The sequence below is a fragment of the Pseudomonas sp. LBUM1643 genome, assembly GCF_059716215.1.
Genome location: NZ_CP166813.1, coordinates 1536374 through 1554328 on the forward strand (window position 1 = coordinate 1536374; position 17955 = coordinate 1554328).

Genomic DNA, 17955 nt, shown 5'->3' on the forward strand with positions numbered 1-17955 from the left:
TAAGAAACACGCCTTCGGGCATAAGCAGGACACCTAGCGATGACTCCTCGGGTATTGATCGTCGACGACGATCCGCTGATTCGCGAACTGCTGCAGGCCTACCTGTCCCAGGAAGGTTATGAAGTGCATTGCGCCGCCACCGCGGAACTGGCCGAAACCTTTCTGGCGAGCCATTCCGTCGACCTGGTGATGCTCGATATCCGCTTGCCGGGCAAGGACGGCCTGACCCTGACCCGAGAACTGCGGGTCCGCTCGGAGGTCGGGATCATTCTGATCACCGGTCGCAACGATGAAATCGATCGTATCGTCGGCCTTGAGTGCGGCGCCGATGATTACGTGATCAAACCCCTCAATCCACGCGAACTGGTCTCCCGGGCGAAGAACCTGATTCGCCGGGTTCGTCATGCCCATACGCCGCAACCGGTGACGAGCATTTCCCGGCCCGTCAAACAGTTCGCGGCCTGGGCGCTAGACACCGATCGCCGACGGTTGATCGACCAGACCGGCTGCGAAACCCTGCTCACCCACGGCGAGTATCAGCTACTCAGCGTGTTCCTGCGCAACAGCGGCCACACCTTGAGCCGCGATCAGTTGATGGACCAGATCCGCAACCGGGAATGGGTGCCCAACGACCGCTCCATCGACGTGCTGGTCGGACGCTTGCGCCGCAAGTTGCACGACGACCCGGCCGAGCCGCAATTGATCATTACCATCCATGGCGCCGGTTATCTGTTCACCGCCAGCGCGGCGGCCTGAGCACCATGTGGCGATGGTTTTGGCTGCTGTTGACGCTGGCGACTTGCAATGTGATGGCTGCGCAAACAGTTCGCTATTGCGACTACCCGGTGTACCCGCCAATTTCCTGGAGCGATGGCACACACGTGCGTGGCGTCGCCCCCAATGTCATCAAGAAACTGTTCGGGGAATTGGGTTACGACGTCGAGATCGTCGAACTCGACAACTGGAATCGCTGCGTGCTGGACGCTGCCGAGGGCCGGGTCGACGTGGTGCTGATGTACCAAACCGCGGAGCGCGAGCAGCGCATGGTTTTCTCGACAGTGCCGGTGTTGCGCGAAGACGTCGCCGTGTTCATCAACCCCCAGCACCCGGTAAAGATCGAACGCCTGGAAGACCTGGCCAACTACCGGGGCGGGATGTTGTTCGGTGAAAGCTACGGTGTGGCTTTCGACCGCTTCGTCGCCGAGCATCAGAACTTCGAAAGGGTCTCTGACAGCCGGCAGAACTTCGGAAAACTGATTCGCGGACGCATCGACTTCATCGTTTCCGAGCGCCGCACCGGACAGATGCGTGTGGAGACCTTGCCGGGGGCGCAGGACATCGTCGCCTTGCCCGAATCCTTTGGCGTGGATTATCTGCGCGTAGCCGTATCACGCCGTTCTCCACTGGCCAGCCGAATGCCGGACATCGACACACAGTTGCAGCGCATGGTCGACTCAGGAGAGATCGACCGTTTGCTTCATGAAAGTGAAATCACCTACCGCGACATGATCAACCTGCCGGCAAACTCGCCATGATTCGAGTGCGGCCGGTCGGACTGCTACGGCGTCTCCTGCTGTTTATTCTGTTGTTCAGCCTGTGCTTCACCGTGCTGGCGAGCAGCGTGCAGCTGTACTTCGAATACCGCCGCGAGATGCGTGAAATCGACTCGCGAATGGAGCTGATCCGCGCGGGCTACCTGGCCAGTCTCGAGCGCAGTCTCTGGGACCTGAACCAGGATCAACTGAATGTGCAATTGCGTGGTCTGGTGGACTTTTCCGACGTGGCGCGTGTTCGCTTGATCAGCCCTGATTTTGATTTGTTGCAAGGTAACCCGAACCCGGTGGGGCCATTACGTATCGAGCGTTTTGAACTGGACTACCAGCCTCCGTCAGGGCCGTTGCGCCATTTGGGTCAGCTGGAAGTCAGCACTGACCTTGGCGCGGTGCACGAACGCCTTTACACCACCGGGTTGACCAGCCTGTTGTGGATGAGCGTGTTTCTGTGCGGACTGGCCGTGACGCTGTCGGGGTTGTTTTATCGTTTGGTCACGCGGCACCTGCAAGTGATGGCCGACTTCGCCCGCCGTATCGCGGTAGGTGAATGGCACGAGCCATTGCATCTGGATAAAGCGCGCCACCCTGACGAAGACGAAATCGACACCGTGGCCTACGCGCTGGACGACATGCGTCGAGCGATACTCAGCGATATCGCCCGGCGCGAAACCGATCGATTGGCCCTGCAGACCAACCGCGATGAACTGCAGCGAAGGGTCGAGCGCCGAACCGCCAGCCTGATGCGCGCCAAGGACGAAGCGGAAGCGGCCAATCTCGCCAAGTCGCGTTTCCTCGCGACCATGAGCCACGAACTGCGCACACCGCTTAACGGCATTCTTGGTATGGCCGAATTGCTGCGCGACGCCCGTCTGGACGAGCGCGACGGCAAACGTCTGGATGCGTTGTACAAGGCTGGCGAAGGGTTGCTGTCGATCCTCAACGAGGTGCTGTATTTCGCCCGGCTGGAAGAGGGCGAAAGTCATCCCGAGCCGGTCAATTTTTCCCTGCGGCAATTGCTCGACGAAGTGTTGACGCTGCTTGAGCCACGGGCATCGAGCAACGACACGATGCTGCAATGCCGGGTCGATCCCCAGGTGGCGGACCGACATCTTGGGGCCGAGCAATTCCTGCGTCAGGTGCTCAGTAACTTGCTGGCGAATGCGATCAAGTTCACCGAAGGCGGCGAGGTCACGGTGGAGGTCATCCTGCTGCCTGCCGTTTCTGATCACGCTGCTCAGTGGCTGCGCGTGAGCGTGACCGACAACGGTATCGGCATCGCGCCGGCGATGCAGGAAAAGATCTTCGAACGCTTCACCCAGGCCAGTGAAGAAGTCGCGCAACGCTTCGGCGGCACGGGGCTCGGGCTGGCGATCAGCAAGCACCTGGTGGAGCAGTTGGGCGGGCGGATCGGCGTTGACAGTGAAGTCGGGCGGGGCAGCTGTTTCTGGTTTGAACTGGCGTTGCAACCGACCGCTGCGGTGGCCAGTGTGAGGCTGAGCAGCGTCCCGGGCCGCGCGCTGAACATTCTGGTGGTCGAGGACGTGGCGCTGAACCGCGAAGTGGTCAACGGATTGTTGCGGCGGGACGGGCATCAGGTCTGGTTCGCCGAAGAAGCCCGGCAGGCACTGACGCTATGCACTGCGCAGAGGTTCGATTTGATCCTGCTCGACGTGCATTTGCCTGGCATCAGCGGCGTCGAGTTGTGCAAACAGCTGCGCAGTGAGGACGGGCCCAATCGCCACAGCCGAATCTTCGCCCTGACCGCCAGCGTGCAGCCGGCCCTGGTGCGCGGCTACCTGGATGCCGGCATGGACGCCATCCTCGCCAAACCGCTGAAGCTCGACAATCTGCGTCAGGCATTGTCCGGTCAATTGCCGTTGCCGGTGCCGCAACGTGATGACGACGCGATGGATTGGCCGCTGCTGGACACGCATCGCACCTTGCTCGGAGAACAGAAACTCCTGGGCTTGCTGGAGGTGTTGCGCGACTCGATCAAGCAGCACAGCGAAGCACTGACGGAAGCCATTGATGCCGGCGATTGCACCGAGGTCGCGCACCTGGCGCACCGGTTGGCCGGCAGCAGCGATTCGCTTGGGTTCCGCGCATTGGCCAACGTACTGCGAGCGCTGGAGGAGGCGGCGATAATCAATGACGAAGCGGCGTTGCGAGTGCTGGCACCGCAGGTTCATGAGCAACTGCGGCACTCCCGCCAGACCTTGCGCGAACTGTTACACGCCTGACGTACAAGTTTGTTACGACTTTTTACATCTTTGATCCTTGCGTACAACTCCAGCTTACATGGTCTTCCAATAATCGACGGCAACCGCCGCAAGCGGTCTTCGAAGCTTATTGGAGATAATAATAATGAAACGCCGTAATGCTGACTCTTCCCCGCGCCGTGACGTCCTGTCATTCGCCATGCACCTCGTCAATTACTGAGGTGCCGATATGAGCAAAACTATCGAACGCGAAGGCATCCACCTCACCCGAGCCCTGAAAAGCCGGCATATTTTCATGTTGTCGCTGGGCGGCGTGATCGGCACCGGATTGTTCATGGGGTCTGGCGTCATCATCAATCAAAGTGGCCCGGTGGGCGCAATTCTGGCTTACCTGGTCGCCGGTTTCCTGATGTACCTGGTGATGGTCTGCCTGGGCGAACTGTCCGTACAAATGCCAGTGTCGGGATCCTTCCAGACCCACGCCACCAAATTCATCGGACCGGCCACAGGCTTCATGATTGGCTGGGTGTACTGGATGAGCTGGGCCACCACCGTCGGCCTGGAATTCACCGCCGCAGGCATGTTGATGCAGCGCTGGTTTCCAGACATCCCGATCTGGTACTGGTCAGCATTGTTCGTGGCAGTGTTGTTCGGCCTGAATGCGCTGGCGACCCGTGCCTTCGGTGAGGCGGAGTACTGGTTCTCCGGCATCAAGGTCGCGGCGATTCTCGGGTTCATCGTGGTCGGTATCCTGGTGATCTTCGGCGCTATCCCGTTGACCAGCGGCGCACCGGCGCCTCTGTTGACGAACCTGATGGGCGACTCGCTGTTCCCCCACGGCCTGTCGGCGGTGTTCGCGGTGATGATGACCGTGGTCTACGCGTTCCAGGGGTGCGAAATCATGGGGGTGGCGGCTGGCGAAACCGATCAGCCGGAAAAAAGCATTCCCCGTGCGGTCCGCAATGTCGTGTTTCGTGTGTTGATATTCTATGTGCTGGCCATCGTGGTGCTCTCGGCCATTGTTCCGTGGGAGCAGGCGGGGCTGATGGAAAGTCCGTTCGTGCAGGTGTTCGACATGGTCGGCATTCCGTACGCCGCCGACTTGATGAACTTTGTGATCCTTACCGCGATTCTGTCGGTGGGTAACTCGGGTCTGTATGCGTCGACGCGCATTTTGTGGGCCATGTCGAAAACCGGCATGGCGCCAAGAGGCCTGTCGACGTTGAGCAAACGTGGCGTGCCATTGCGGGCGCTGAGCATCACCCTGTGCTTCGCGCTCGTGTCACTGATGACCAGCTTCATTGCGGCGGACACGTTGTTCATGGTGTTGATGGCGGTCAGTGGCATGTCGGGCACCGTGACCTGGATCGTCATCGCGCTGGCGCAGTACAAATTCCGCAAAGCCTTCCTGCGTGATGGCGGAAAACTCAGCGACCTGAAATACCGTGCGCCGTTGTTCCCGCTGATTCCGCTGACGTGTATTGCACTGTGCTGCTCGCTGTTTGTGTTCCTGGCACTGGATGAGACGCAACGTCCTTCGCTGTATTGGGGCTTTGGTTTCATCATGGTCTGCTACAGCGCTTATTTCCTGATCTACCGTAAACGCCAAGGCGTGCTGGCGCCGAGCTTGCCGACCGTGTAACTGCGCAAGCGCAAACTGAAAAACGCGACGGATGACCGTCGCGTTTTTTTATGTCCGCAAAATCGAGATGACCCTCTCTCCCAACCCAACCCAACCCAACCCAACCCAACCCAATCCCCTGTAGGAGCTGTCGAGTGAAACGAGGCTGCGATCTTTTGACTTTTGCCGTTCCGTTCGCAATCACAGCAACCACGGTATCGACCGCAGAAAAGAAAGTTCAAAAGATCGCAGCCTCGTTTCACTCGACAGCTCCTACAGGGGGGAGGCGCAGGTATCAGCAATCGGGGATTTGGCCCCTTGGTGTACCCAGTTGTTCAAAGTTGTAACAAACCCATCCCTGATTTCGCCTTTTCAAATAAAAAAGCCTTTAAAAACAAAAACATAGTTTATTAGCGCAGCTGTTACAGCCGTTCATCCCCCCAATTGCCGCCTTACTGAACACTCGTTTAGTATGGCCGCAAGTCGCATCACCTCATTCCAATCAAAATAATTCGAGGACTCGCAATGACTACTCAACCTTCTTTGCTCAGCCAGGTCGAAGCAGGCGTTGCCTGGATCACCCTCAATCGCACCGCTCAGCGCAACGCGCTGGACATCCCGACCCTGAAAAACCTCCACGCCCTGCTCGACGAATTCAACGCCGATCCTGCCGTGCGTGTTGTCGTTTTGACCGGCAGCGGCCGCAGTTTCTGTGCCGGTGCCGACCTCGCTGAATGGGCCGAAGCGGAAGCCCGTGGCGCGCTCGAAAGCTACGGCTGGACCGAAACCGCCCACGCCCTGATGAGCCGGCTGTACAGCCTGGAAAAACCGACCATTGCTGCGATCAATGGCACCGCTGTGGGCGCCGGGATGGACCTGACGCTGTGCTGCGACCTGCGCATCGCCGCGCAAACGGCACGCTTCAAGGCCGGCTACACCAGCATGGCGTACTCCCCGGACGCCGGTGCCAGCTGGCACCTGCCTCGCCTGATCGGTACCGAACAAGCCAAGCGCCTGCTGTTTCTCGATGAGTTGTGGGGGGCAGACCGTGCCCTGGCGACCGGACTGGTGGGTGAAGTGTGCGCCGACGAGCAACTGCTCGACGTCGCCGGTGAGTTGGCAACCCGCCTGGCCCACGGCCCGACCTTCGCCTTCGTCCAGACCAAAAAACTCATGCGCGAAGGCGACCGGCGCAGCCTGCCGGAACAACTGCAAGCCGAGCTCGCCGCCGGCCTGCTCTGCGGTCGCAGCGAGGACGGCGCCGAGGCCTTGCGCGCTTCCGTGGAAAAACGCCCGGCCCGGTTTGTCGGTCGATAAAACCGCTTCTGCCTTGCACCTCTAACCCGCATACGAACAACAGGTAGCACCCATGAATTTCCAACTGACCCAAGAACAAGAAATGTTGGTGGACGCAGTACGCAGCTTCGTTGCCAAAGAGCTGCTGCCTCACGAGGATGCGGTTGATCGTGCCGACGAAGTCTCCCCGGAATTGGCGGCCGAGATCCGCGGCAAGGCCATCGCCGCAGGATTCTATGCCTTCAACATGCCGGAAGAAGTCGGCGGTGGCGGTCTCGATTACCTGTCCCAGGCGCTGATCGAGCGGGAGCTGTCCAAGGTGTCATGGGCGCTGCACGTGTTCGTTGCACGTCCTTCAAAAATCCTCATGGCGTGTACCGGCAGCCAGATTGGCGACTACCTGCTGCCGTGCATTCAAGGCGAGAAAATCGACTGCTTCGCGCTCACCGAACCGGGTGCCGGTTCTGATGCCAATGCGATCAAAACCCGTGCCGTGCGCGACGGTGATGACTTCGTCCTGAACGGCAGCAAGCACTTCATCAGCCACGCTGGCCACGCCGATTTCGCCATCGTTTTTGCGGTCACCGACACCTACGAACACAACGGCAAAAAGCGCAACGCCGTGACCTCGTTCCTGGTGGATCGCGACACGCCGGGCATGACCATCCGCCGTGGCCCCAAATGCGTGAGCAACCGCGGTTACCACACCTTCGAAATGTTCTTCGACGACTGCCGCGTACCCGCGAGCAAAGTCCTGGGTGAAGTCGGCAAGGGCTGGGAAGTGGCCAACGCCTGGCTGACGGCCGGGCGCGTGATGGTCGCCGCCAACTGCGTCGGCCAGGCCCAGCGGGCACTCGACGTGTCGCTGCAATGGGCGGCGGATCGCAAGCAGTTCGGGCAGCCGATCGGTAGCTACCAGGGCATCTCGTTCAAGCTCGCGGACATGGCCACGCAGATTCGCGCGGCAGAGCTTCTGACCCTGCACACCGCCTGGAAAATGGACCAGGGCACCATGACCGACGGCGAGGCCGGCATGGCCAAACTGTTCGCCAGTGAAGTGCTCGGTCGCGCGGCTGATGAGGCGGTGCAGATCTTCGGCGGCATGGGCCTGATGGATGAAGGACCGGTGGAGCGTATCTGGCGTAACGCGCGGATCGAGCGGATCTGGGAAGGCACCTCGGAAATCCAGCGTCACATCATTTCCCGCGAGCTACTGCGGCCGCTGCTGCGCTGACCGGCCTGGAGAACAAGCATGTCGCAGACTATTCGTGAAAACCTCAAACGCCTGCTTGCGCCGCGCCACCTGGCGTTCGTCGGTGGCCGCAGCATGGCGCGCGCGCTCAAGCGCTGTGCCGAAGGTGGCTACCAGGGGCAAATGTGGCTGGTGAATCCGCAACATGAAAGCCTTGAAGGTGTGCCCTGTGTGCGCAGCATCGCAGATCTGCCCTGTGGCCCGGACGCGGTGTTCGTCGCCACCAATCGCGAGCTGACCCTGACCGCCGTGGCGCAGCTGGCGGCAAAGGGCGCGGGCGGCGCCATCTGTTACGCCTCCGGGTTCGCCGAGACCGGCGCGCAAGGTCAGGCCCTGCAGCAACAGTTGCTTGAGGCGGCCGGCGACATGGCCCTGCTCGGTCCCAACTGCTACGGCCTGCTCGACTACCTGCACAGCTCGGCGTTATGGCCGGTGGCCCATGGCGGCAAGCCGGTGGAGAAGGGTGTCGCCGTGCTGACCCAGAGCGGCAACTTTGCCTACAACCTGTCCATGAGCGACCGCTCGCTGCCGGTTGCGTACATGGCGTCGGTGGGTAATCAGGCACAACTGGGCGTCGCTGAATTGATGGACGTGCTGCTAGACGAACCTCGGGTCACCGCCATCGGCCTGCACATGGAAGGGCTGAAAAACGTTCCGGGATTTGCCCGGGCCGCGCACAAGGCGCTGGAAAAGGGCATTCCGATTATTGCCCTGAAAACCGGTGTGTCGCAGATCGGCGCCGAACTCGCGCTCAGCCACACCAGTTCGCTGTCCGGTTCCGATGCGCTGTACGACAGCCTTTTCGCACGTCTTGGCGTGATCCGCGTCAGTGGCCCGGTGAGCTTTGTCGAAACGCTCAAGGCCGCTGCGTGCGGAAAATTGCCCTCGGGCAATAGCCTGATTGCACTGGCCTGTTCCGGTGGCGACGCCGGGCTGATTGCCGACTATGCCGAACGCAACGACCTGACGTTGCCCAAGCTCGATGAAGCTCAGCGCGAAGAGCTGGCCCAGGTTCTGCCGAGCTACGCCAACCTGGTCAATCCGCTGGATTTCACCACGGCGATCTGGGGTGACGGCGAAGCCCTGAACCGCATGCTCGACAGCGCCCTGCGCACCGAGGCCGATGCGGCCATGCTGGTGCTCGATTACCCGACGGAGTCCACCGGTGAACGCAAGGAATGCGACCTGTTGCTGGAGCTTTACTGCGCCGCGCTGGTCCGTCACGGCAAGACTGGTTTTGTCACCTCGGCCTTCCCTGAACTGCTGCCAGCCAGCGCGCGTGAATTGCTGCATGCCCGAGGCGTCGCTGCGCTGCAAGGTGTGGAAGATGGGCTGACCGCCTGGGGACTGATCGCCGGTTATCAGCGCAACCGTGAGGCGCTGCTCGCGCTGGGTGAATCGGCACTCGTGCCGTTGTGCCCACAGGCACTGGAGGGGGAGGGTCGCTTGCTCAACGAGTGGGACTCCAAACAGGCGCTGCGTGCCTTCGGCCTGCCGACACCCAACGGTGTACTGAGCACGCCGGAAAAGGCACTGACCGACGCCAACGCGTTGGGTTACCCGCTGGTGCTCAAAGCCGTCAGCGCGCAGCTGCCGCACAAAACCGAAGCCGGTGCCGTCGCACTCAATTTGAAGGATGGCGCAGCCCTGACCGCCGCGCTGGAAAAGATGCGCGCGAGCATCGCCGATTACGCGCCGCAGGTGCCCTTCGATCAGGTGTTGCTGGAACCCATGGCGTCAGCGCCACTGGCTGAATTGATCGTCGGCATCAAACGCGAAAATGACTTCGGCCTGGCGCTCGTGATCGGCGCTGGCGGCATTCTGGTGGAGCTGCTCAAGGACAGTCGCAGCCTGCTGCTGCCGACCACCGATGGTGCCATTCGCGCCGCGTTGCTGAGCCTGCGCAGTGCCGCATTGCTGCAAGGTTTTCGCGGTCGTGAAGCGGCTGACCTGGAGGCGCTGGTCGGGGCCATTCGCGCGGTGGCCGATTACGCCTGCGAGAACGCCGATCAATTGCTGGAACTCGATGTGAACCCATTGTTGGTCGGTGCCCATGGCACGACTGCGGTCGACGCGTTGATTCGCCTTGGCCACGAGTGAGGATATGAACATGCAAACCACGACATTGACCGGCGGCCAGGCCCTGGTCCGTCTGCTGGCCAACTACGGCGTCGACACCGTGTTCGGCATTCCCGGCGTGCACACGCTGGAACTGTATCGCGGCCTGCCGGGCAGCGGCATTCGCCACGTCCTGACCCGCCATGAACAAGGCGCCAGTTTCATGGCCGACGGGTATGCCCGCGTCAGTGGCAAACCGGGTGTGTGCTTCATCATCACCGGGCCGGGCGTGACCAACGCCGCGACCGGTATCGGCCAGGCGTACGCCGACTCGATTCCGATGCTGGTGATCTCCAGCGTCAACCACACGGCCAGCCTCGGAAAAGGCTGGGGATGCCTGCACGAAACCCAGGATCAGCGCGCCATGACCGCGCCGATCACGGCGTTCTCGGCGGTTGCGTTAAGCGCCGAGGACCTGCCCGAGCTGATCGCCCGTGCCTACGCCGTGTTCGACAGCGAACGCCCGCGCCCGGTGCACATCTCGGTACCGCTGGACGTGCTGTCAGCGCAAGTGACCCGCGACTGGAGTAATGACGTTGTGCGCCGTCCGGGTCGTGGCCCGGCTTCGACCCGCGCATTGGACGAAGCCGTCGCCACGCTGCAAAACGCCAAACGGCCGATGATCATTGCCGGTGGCGGCGCACTCAATGCGGCGCAGGAACTGCAGACACTGAGCACCCAGTTGGCCGCGCCATTGTTCACCAGCGTTGCAGGCAAAGGCTTGCTGCCACCGGACGCGCCGCTCAACGCCGGCTCGTCCCTGTGCGTGGAGCCTGGCTGGAACCTGATCGCCGAAGCTGATGTGGTGTTGGCAGTCGGTACTGAAATGGCCGATACCGATTTCTGGCGCGAGCGCTTGCCGCTCAACGCCCAACTGCTGCGCGTGGACATCGACCCGCGCAAGTTCAACGACTTCTACCCCTGCGCGGTGGCGCTGCAAGGCGATGCGCAGCAGACCCTCGCGGGCTTGATTGAGCGCCTGCCCTCCGCACCCCGCGATGCCTCGGCGGCGATTGACGCGGTCACCCGGTTGCGTGAGGCCGTCAAAAACGGCCACGGTCCGTTGCAGTCGATTCACCAGGCCATTCTCGAGCGCGTCGCTGCCGAGTTGCCGCTCAATGCCTTCATCAGCACCGACATGACCCAGCTCGCCTACACCGGCAATTACGCCTTCGACAGCCTGGCGCCGCGCAGCTGGTTGCACCCGACCGGCTACGGCACCTTGGGTTATGGCCTGCCGGCGGGTATCGGCGCCAAGTTCGGTGCGCCAACGCGACCTGGCCTGGTGCTGGTCGGCGACGGTGGTTTTCTCTACACCGCACAGGAACTGGCGACGGCGGTGGAGGAACTGGACAGCCCGCTGGTGGTGCTGCTGTGGAACAACGACGCCCTGGGGCAGATTCGCGACGACATGCTGGGCCTGGACATCGAGCCGATCGGCGTGCTGCCACGCAATCCGGACTTTGCCGCCCTGGGCCGCGCGTTCGGTTGCACCGTGACCCAGCCGCAAAGCCTGGCCGAACTGCAAACCGATTTGCGCCATGGCTTCAAGCGTAACGGCGTCACGCTGATCGAACTCAAGCATGCCTGTGCGCATTGATTTCCATTTTTCGGCGCTTTTCAAAAGGAGCAGGCCATGCGCTTTTCCGATCTGACACAACGAATCTCCGGTGACGGTGCTGCCGCGTGGGACATTCATTACCGCGCCCTGGCACTGCAAGAGCAGGGCGAAGACATCCTGCTGCTGTCGGTGGGCGATCCGGATTTCGACACACCGGTGCCGATCGTTCAGGCCGCCATCGACAGCTTGTTGAACGGCAACACTCACTACGCCGATGTCCGTGGCAAACGTGCCCTGCGTGAAAGCATCGCCCGGCGTCATCAGCAGCGCAGCGGTCAGGCCGTATCTGCCGATGAAGTCACGGTGTTGGCCGGCGCCCAATGCGCACTGTTTTGCGTCGCCCAGTGCGTGCTCAACCCCGGGGATGAAGTGATCGTCGCCGAGCCGATGTACGTGACCTACGAAGCGGTGTTCGGGGCGTGCGGGGCGGTGGTGATTCCGGTGCCGGTGCGTCCGGAAAATGGCTTTCGGGTGTTGCCCGAAGACGTCGCGGCGCGCATCACTCCGCGCACTCGCGCCCTGGCGCTGAACAGCCCGCACAACCCGTCCGGTGCCAGCCTCCCGCGGAGCACGTGGCAGGCACTGGCCGAACTGTGCATCGCCCACGACCTGTGGCTGATTTCCGATGAGGTCTACAGCGAATTGCTGTTCGAGGGTGAGCACATCAGTCCGGCCAGTTTGCCGGGCATGGCTGAGCGCACCGCGACGCTCAACAGCCTGTCGAAATCCCACGCCATGACTGGTTGGCGCGTGGGTTGGGTGGTCGCGCCGCCAGCGCTGTCCACGCACCTGGAAAACCTCGCGCTGTGCATGCTGTACGGCTCACCCGACTTCATCCAGGACGCCGCTATCGTGGCGCTGGACAGCCAGCTTCCAGAGCTCGACGCCATGCGTGAAGCCTATCGCCAGCGCCGCGACCTGGTCTGCGAAAGCCTCGCCGATTGCCGGGGTCTGCGTGCCTTGAAACCTGATGGCGGGATGTTCGTGATGGTCGACATTCGTGACACCGGGCTTAGCGCACAGGCCTTCGCCAATCGCCTGCTCGACCGTCATGGCGTCTCGGTGCTGGCCGGTGAAGCGTTCGGCCCGAGCGCGGCCGGGCATATTCGCTTGGGGCTGGTGGTGAACGCGCAAGCCTTGAGTGATGCCTGCCAGCGCATCGCACGTTGTGCCAGTGAACTGATGGAGACGCCGATTTATGCATGACTACACCACACTGTTTATCGATGGCCGCTGGCAGACCCCGTCTGGGCAAGGTATCGCCGAGGTCATCAACCCGGCCACCGAAGCCGTCGCAGGGTCGGTGCCGCTGGGCGATGAGCGCGATGTCGACCACGCGGTAGCCGCCGCCCGTCGCGCCTTTGTTTCATGGTCGCGCACGCCTTCGAACGTACGCGCCGGCTACATTCGCGCCCTCGCCGAGCAACTGCGTCAACGTGCCGACGAGATGGCCTCGGTGATCACCGCCGAGCTGGGGATGCCGGTGCAATGGTGCCGTTCGGTTCAGGTCGACGGGCCGATCGAAGGGCTCGAGCAATACATCGAACTCGCAGGCCTGATGGACGAAGTGCGCGAGGTCGGCAACTCGTTGGTGATTCGCGAAGCGGTGGGCGTGTGCGCGTTCATCAATCCGTGGAATTACCCGCTGCACCAACTGATCGGCAAACTCGCCCCGGCACTCGCCGCCGGTTGCACCGTGGTGGTCAAGCCCAGTCAGGAAACCCCGTTGCACGCGTTTTTGCTGGCGCAGATGATTGAAGCGATCGGCTTGCCGGCGGGCGTGTTCAACCTGGTCAGCGGGCCCGGTTCGAAGGTCGGTGAAGCCCTGGCCAAACACCCGGACGTGGACATGGTGTCGTTCACCGGCTCCACCGGCGCGGGCGTACGGGTGGCGCAAGCTGCGGCACCTTCGGTCAAGCGCGTATGCCTGGAACTGGGGGGCAAGTCGGCGCTGCTGATTGCCGAGGACGCCGACCTGGCCGCCGCCGTGCGCTACGGCGTGCAGGACGTGATGATCAACTCCGGGCAGACCTGCACCGCGTTGACCCGCATGTTGCTGCCGGCCAGTCGCTACGCCGAAGCCGTGGAACTGGCGATTGCCGAAACCCAAAGCTTGAGCATGGGTGATCCGCTGGACCCGCAAAGCTTCCTCGGGCCGATGTGTTCGGCGGCCCAACGGCGCACGGTACTCGATTACATCCAGACCGGTCTGCAGGAAGGTGCGCGATTGGTGTGCGGTGGCGAAGCGGCGCAAGAATTCGAGCGCGGTTTCTATGTCAGTCCGACGGTGTTCGCGGATGTCGATAACCGCATGCGCATCGCCCAGGAAGAAATTTTCGGCCCGGTGCTGTGCCTGATTCCCTACGACGACGAAGCGCAGGCAATCCAGATCGCCAACGATTCACCGTTCGGCCTGTCCAGCGGTGTCTGGGCCGGCAGTCACGAGCGGGCCTTGAACCTGGGGCGGCAACTGCGCGCGGGGCAGTGCTTTCTCAATGGCGCGGCGTTCAATTATCAAGCGCCGTTCGGTGGCTACAAACAATCGGGCAATGGCCGTGAATGGGGGGAGGAGGGGCTCAACGAATTCGTCGAAGTGAAGGCGATTCAGGTGTGAGTCCTGATGAGGTAAACGATTGACGCACCGGGCCAGGGCCCGGTGCTTTGCGTGGTTTCGAACCGATATTTCATTACTTTTGGCAGCGTTTGATCAGGGGCAATGCAATGAGCGATAACAACAACAAAATTACTCAAGCGAACCAGACTTTCAGTTTTCCTCGCAGAGACTTTCTGAAATACAGCGCCACGGCAGCAGCAGTCGCCGGCGCGTTTTCCATGGGCTTGCCGATGGGGGCCTTCGCCGAGGAAGCAACGCCAAAACCAGGCGGCGTCTTGCGCCTCGGGCTGGCCGGTGGCAGCACCACGGACTCTCGGGACCCCGGCACCTGGGTCGATACCTTCACCTTCGTCGGCTTCTCCGCGATCTATAACACCCTCACCGAAATCGCCGTGGACGGCACGGCAATTCCGGAACTGGCCGAGAGCTGGACCTCGACACCGGACGCACGCATCTGGACCTTCAAGTTGCGTCCGGGCGTGACCTTCCACAACGGCAAAACCCTGACGGCCGAGGACGTCGTTGCTTCGATCCAGCATCACCTCGGTGAAAAATCCACGTCCGCCGCCAAGACTGTATTGGGCGACGTCGCCAAGGTCAGCGCCCAAGGCACCGACAGCGTGGTGTTCGAATTGCACTCGGGTAACGCCGACTTCTCGTATGTGGTCGCCGATTACCATCTGGTGATCATGCCGAGCAAAGACGGCGTGCCGGATTGGCAGGCCGGCATCGGTACCGGTGGCTATCGCCTCAAGGATTTCGAACCGGGTGTGCGCATGGGCCTGGAGCGCAGCCCCGACTACTGGAAACCTGGCCGCGCGCATTTCGCCAGTGCCGAACTGCTTGGGATTGCCGACGGCGCCGCGCGCATCAATGCGCTGGTCACCGGGCAGGTCGATGTGATCAACAAGGTCGACCTGAAAACCGTGGCATTGCTCAAGCGCAATCCAAACCTGGTGATCGAAGAAACCAAAGGCGCCCAGCACTACACCTTCCCGATGCTGTGCGACGCCCAGCAGTTCCAGGACAACAATGTTCGCATGGCCATGAAACACGCCGTCAACCGCGAGACGCTGCTGGCGTCGGTGCTGTATGGCTATGGCCTGGTGGGTAACGATCACCCGATCCAGCCCGGCAGCCGTTTCATCAACACAGCGCTGGAACAACGGACCTACGACCCGGACAAGTCGCGTTTCTACTTGCGCCAGGCCGGTGTCGATTCTCTGAAAGTCCGCTTGCAAGCCTCCGACGCCGCTTACTCCGGCGCGGTGGATGCATCGGTCCTGTTCAAGGAGCAGGCACGCCAGGCAGGGATCGACATTGATGTGGTCCGCGAACCCGTCGATGGCTACTTCTCCAACGTCTGGATGAAACAGCCGTTCACCACTTCGTTCTGGTACAGCAGCCTGACGGCCGACCGCATGTTCAGCATCGGTTACGCCAAGGGCGCCGCCTGGAACGAAACGCACTGGGACAACTCGCGCTTCAACCAGTTGCTCAACGCTGCCCGGGGCGAGATGAACGAGCCGCTGCGTCGCGAGATGTACAACGAAATGCAGTCGCTGTGCCGGGATGACGGCGGGGCGATCGTGCCGTTGTTCGCCAGTTCAGTGGCGGCGCGTTCAAAACGGGTCGCGCATGGCGGACAAACCGCGCCGTATGGCGAACTGGACGGCCTGCGCGTCATCGAGCGCTGGTGGCAGGCGTAAAGATCTTCCGACCACCGAAGATCAAATGTGGGAGCGGGCTTGCTCGCGAAGCGGTGTGTCATTCAACGCCCATGTTGAATGTAAAACCATCGCGAGCAGGCTCGCTCCCACATTAGAAATTTGCTGTGTGCAATAGCGTGCCCACTTCAAGGAACTGCACGATGAACAGTATTTTAAAATTGCTGGCGCAACGTCTGGCACTCGGCCTGTTATCGCTGTTCGCGGTATCGGTCATCATTTTCCTGGCCGTCGGCATGCTCCCGGGAGACATCGCCCAGGCCATGCTCGGCCAGTCCGCCACGCCGGAAACCGTGGCGGCCTATCGCACTCAACTGGGTCTGGACCTCCCACCGCTCACCCGCTTCGGGCACTGGATCTGGAACGTGGTGCAAGGTGATCTTGGCGTCTCCCTGGCCAATCAACGGCCCATCGCCGATCTCGTCGCTTCGCGCCTGGGCAACACCTTCAGCCTGGCGCTGCTGGCCGCGCTGGTGTCAGTGCCGCTGGCCCTGTTGCTGGGCATGCTCGCAGCGCTCTATCGCAACAGCTGGTTCGACCGCGTGCTCAACACCTCGGCCTTGAGCGCGGTGTCGTTTCCCGAGTTCTTCGTTGCCTATCTCCTGATCCTGGTGTTCGCGGTAAAGCTCAACTGGTTCCCGAGCATCTCCAACCTCGCGCCCGACGCCTCGCTGGGCACGATACTGGAACGTTCGGTGTTGCCAGTCGCCACCCTGAGCCTGGTGGTGATTGCGCAGATGATGCGCATGACGCGCGCCTCGTTGATCAACCTGTTGGCCAGCCCCTACATCGAGATGGCGCGGCTCAAAGGCATCAGCCAGTCCCGCATCATCTTCCGTCACGCTTTACCCAACGCCCTGGCGCCCATCGTCAACGTGGTCGCGCTGAACCTCGCGTACCTGGTGGTGGGCGTGGTGGTGGTCGAAGTGGTGTTCGTCTATCCGGGCCTCGGCCAATTACTGGTGGACTCGGTGGCCAAGCGCGACATCCCGGTGGTTCAGGCGTGCAGCCTGATTTTCGCCGCGACCTACATCCTGCTCAACACCTCCGCCGATGTGCTGTCCATCGCCAGCAACCCACGCCTGATGCATCCGAAGGGGTAGTACATGAGCCTGCTCAAACAGATATTCCGGGCGCCTGCGAGCGCCAAGTTCGGCCTGCTGGTGATCGTCCTGTACATCCTCGTCGCGCTGTTCGCCCCGATCCTGGCGCCCTATGGCGAAACCCAGGTGGTGGGCGAAGGTTTTGCGCCCTGGAGCAGCCAGTTCCTGCTGGGCACCGACAACCTCGGTCGCGACATGTTGAGCCGCCTGCTCTACGGTGCGCGCAATACCCTGGGCATCGCCTTCCTGACCACGACGCTGGCGTTCCTGCTCGGCGGCTTGAGCGGGTTGATCGCTGCGATCAAGGGTGGTTGGGTGGATCAGGGATTGTCGCGGGTGGTGGACATCCTGATGGCGATTCCGCAGTTGATCTTCGCCTTGCTGATCCTCAGCGTGGTCGGCACCACGGCTACGTCGCTGGTGCTGGTGATCGCCCTGCTGGACGCCACTCGGGTGTTCCGCCTGTCACGGGCAGTGGCGATGAACGTGGTGGTGCAGGACTTCGTCGAAGCCGCGCGCCTGCGGGGTGAAGGCCTGTGGTGGCTGGTGACGCGCGAAGTGTTGCCCAACGCCGCCGCCCCCTTGATTGCCGAATTCGGCCTGCGATTCTGCTTTGTGTTTTTGTTCATCAGCGCGCTGTCCTTTCTCGGCCTGGGCATTCAACCGCCGACCGCCGATTGGGGCAGCATGGTGCGCGACAACGCGGTGCTGATTACCTTCGGCGACATCAGTCCATTGCTGCCAGCCCTGGCGGTGGCGTTGATCACCGTCAGCGTGAACTTCGTCGTCGACTGGATGCTGCATAAATCCAGCGGCCTCAAGGAGTGCTGA

At 61.8% G+C, this 17955-nt stretch carries 13 protein-coding genes; all 13 read left to right on the plus strand.

Features of this window, described 5'->3' with window-relative positions; all coding sequences use genetic code 11:
• Positions 1-39 precede the first annotated feature (39 nt).
• Complete coding sequence (locus ACA063_RS06890; protein WP_497665272.1) at positions 40-756, plus strand: response regulator; 717 nt, start codon at positions 40-42, stop codon at positions 754-756.
• Positions 757-761: 5 nt separating this feature from the next.
• Entirely contained in the window at positions 762-1535 is a 774-nt protein-coding gene (locus ACA063_RS06895) for a substrate-binding periplasmic protein (RefSeq protein ID WP_497665273.1), read from the plus strand.
• Entirely contained in the window at positions 1532-3793 is a 2262-nt protein-coding gene (locus ACA063_RS06900) for an ATP-binding protein (protein WP_497665274.1), read from the plus strand. The genes ACA063_RS06895 and ACA063_RS06900 overlap by 4 nt, the downstream gene beginning before the upstream one ends.
• A 208-nt stretch (positions 3794-4001) precedes the next feature.
• Entirely contained in the window at positions 4002-5414 is a 1413-nt protein-coding gene (locus ACA063_RS06905) for an amino acid permease (protein ID WP_497665275.1), read from the plus strand.
• 504 nt (positions 5415-5918) lie between these two features.
• Complete coding sequence (locus ACA063_RS06910; RefSeq protein ID WP_497665276.1) at positions 5919-6710, plus strand: enoyl-CoA hydratase/isomerase family protein; 792 nt, start codon at positions 5919-5921, stop codon at positions 6708-6710.
• Positions 6711-6762: 52 nt separating this feature from the next.
• Positions 6763-7923: an acyl-CoA dehydrogenase family protein gene (locus tag ACA063_RS06915; protein ID WP_497665277.1), complete on the plus strand. Its 1161-nt coding sequence runs from the start codon at positions 6763-6765 to the stop codon at positions 7921-7923.
• Positions 7924-7941: 18 nt separating this feature from the next.
• Positions 7942-10041: an acetate--CoA ligase family protein gene (locus ACA063_RS06920; RefSeq protein WP_497665278.1), complete on the plus strand. Its 2100-nt coding sequence runs from the start codon at positions 7942-7944 to the stop codon at positions 10039-10041.
• 10 nt (positions 10042-10051) lie between these two features.
• Positions 10052-11659: a 5-guanidino-2-oxopentanoate decarboxylase gene (locus ACA063_RS06925; protein WP_497666482.1), complete on the plus strand. Its 1608-nt coding sequence runs from the start codon at positions 10052-10054 to the stop codon at positions 11657-11659.
• Between the two features lie 36 nt (positions 11660-11695).
• A complete protein-coding gene (locus tag ACA063_RS06930; protein ID WP_497665279.1) occupies positions 11696-12886 on the plus strand; it encodes a pyridoxal phosphate-dependent aminotransferase in 1191 nt (396 codons plus the stop codon).
• Positions 12879-14294: an aldehyde dehydrogenase family protein gene (locus tag ACA063_RS06935; protein WP_497665280.1), complete on the plus strand. Its 1416-nt coding sequence runs from the start codon at positions 12879-12881 to the stop codon at positions 14292-14294. Before ACA063_RS06930 ends, ACA063_RS06935 begins: the two co-directional genes overlap by 8 nt.
• A gap of 107 nt (positions 14295-14401) precedes the next feature.
• Positions 14402-16003 (plus strand): ABC transporter substrate-binding protein, encoded by a 1602-nt coding sequence (locus ACA063_RS06940; RefSeq protein ID WP_497665281.1) that lies wholly within the window; start codon positions 14402-14404, stop codon positions 16001-16003.
• 161 nt (positions 16004-16164) lie between these two features.
• On the plus strand, positions 16165-17124 hold the full coding sequence (locus ACA063_RS06945) for an ABC transporter permease (RefSeq protein WP_497665282.1): 960 nt from the start codon (positions 16165-16167) through the stop codon (positions 17122-17124).
• Positions 17125-17127: 3 nt separating this feature from the next.
• A complete protein-coding gene (locus tag ACA063_RS06950; RefSeq protein WP_497665283.1) occupies positions 17128-17955 on the plus strand; it encodes an ABC transporter permease in 828 nt (275 codons plus the stop codon).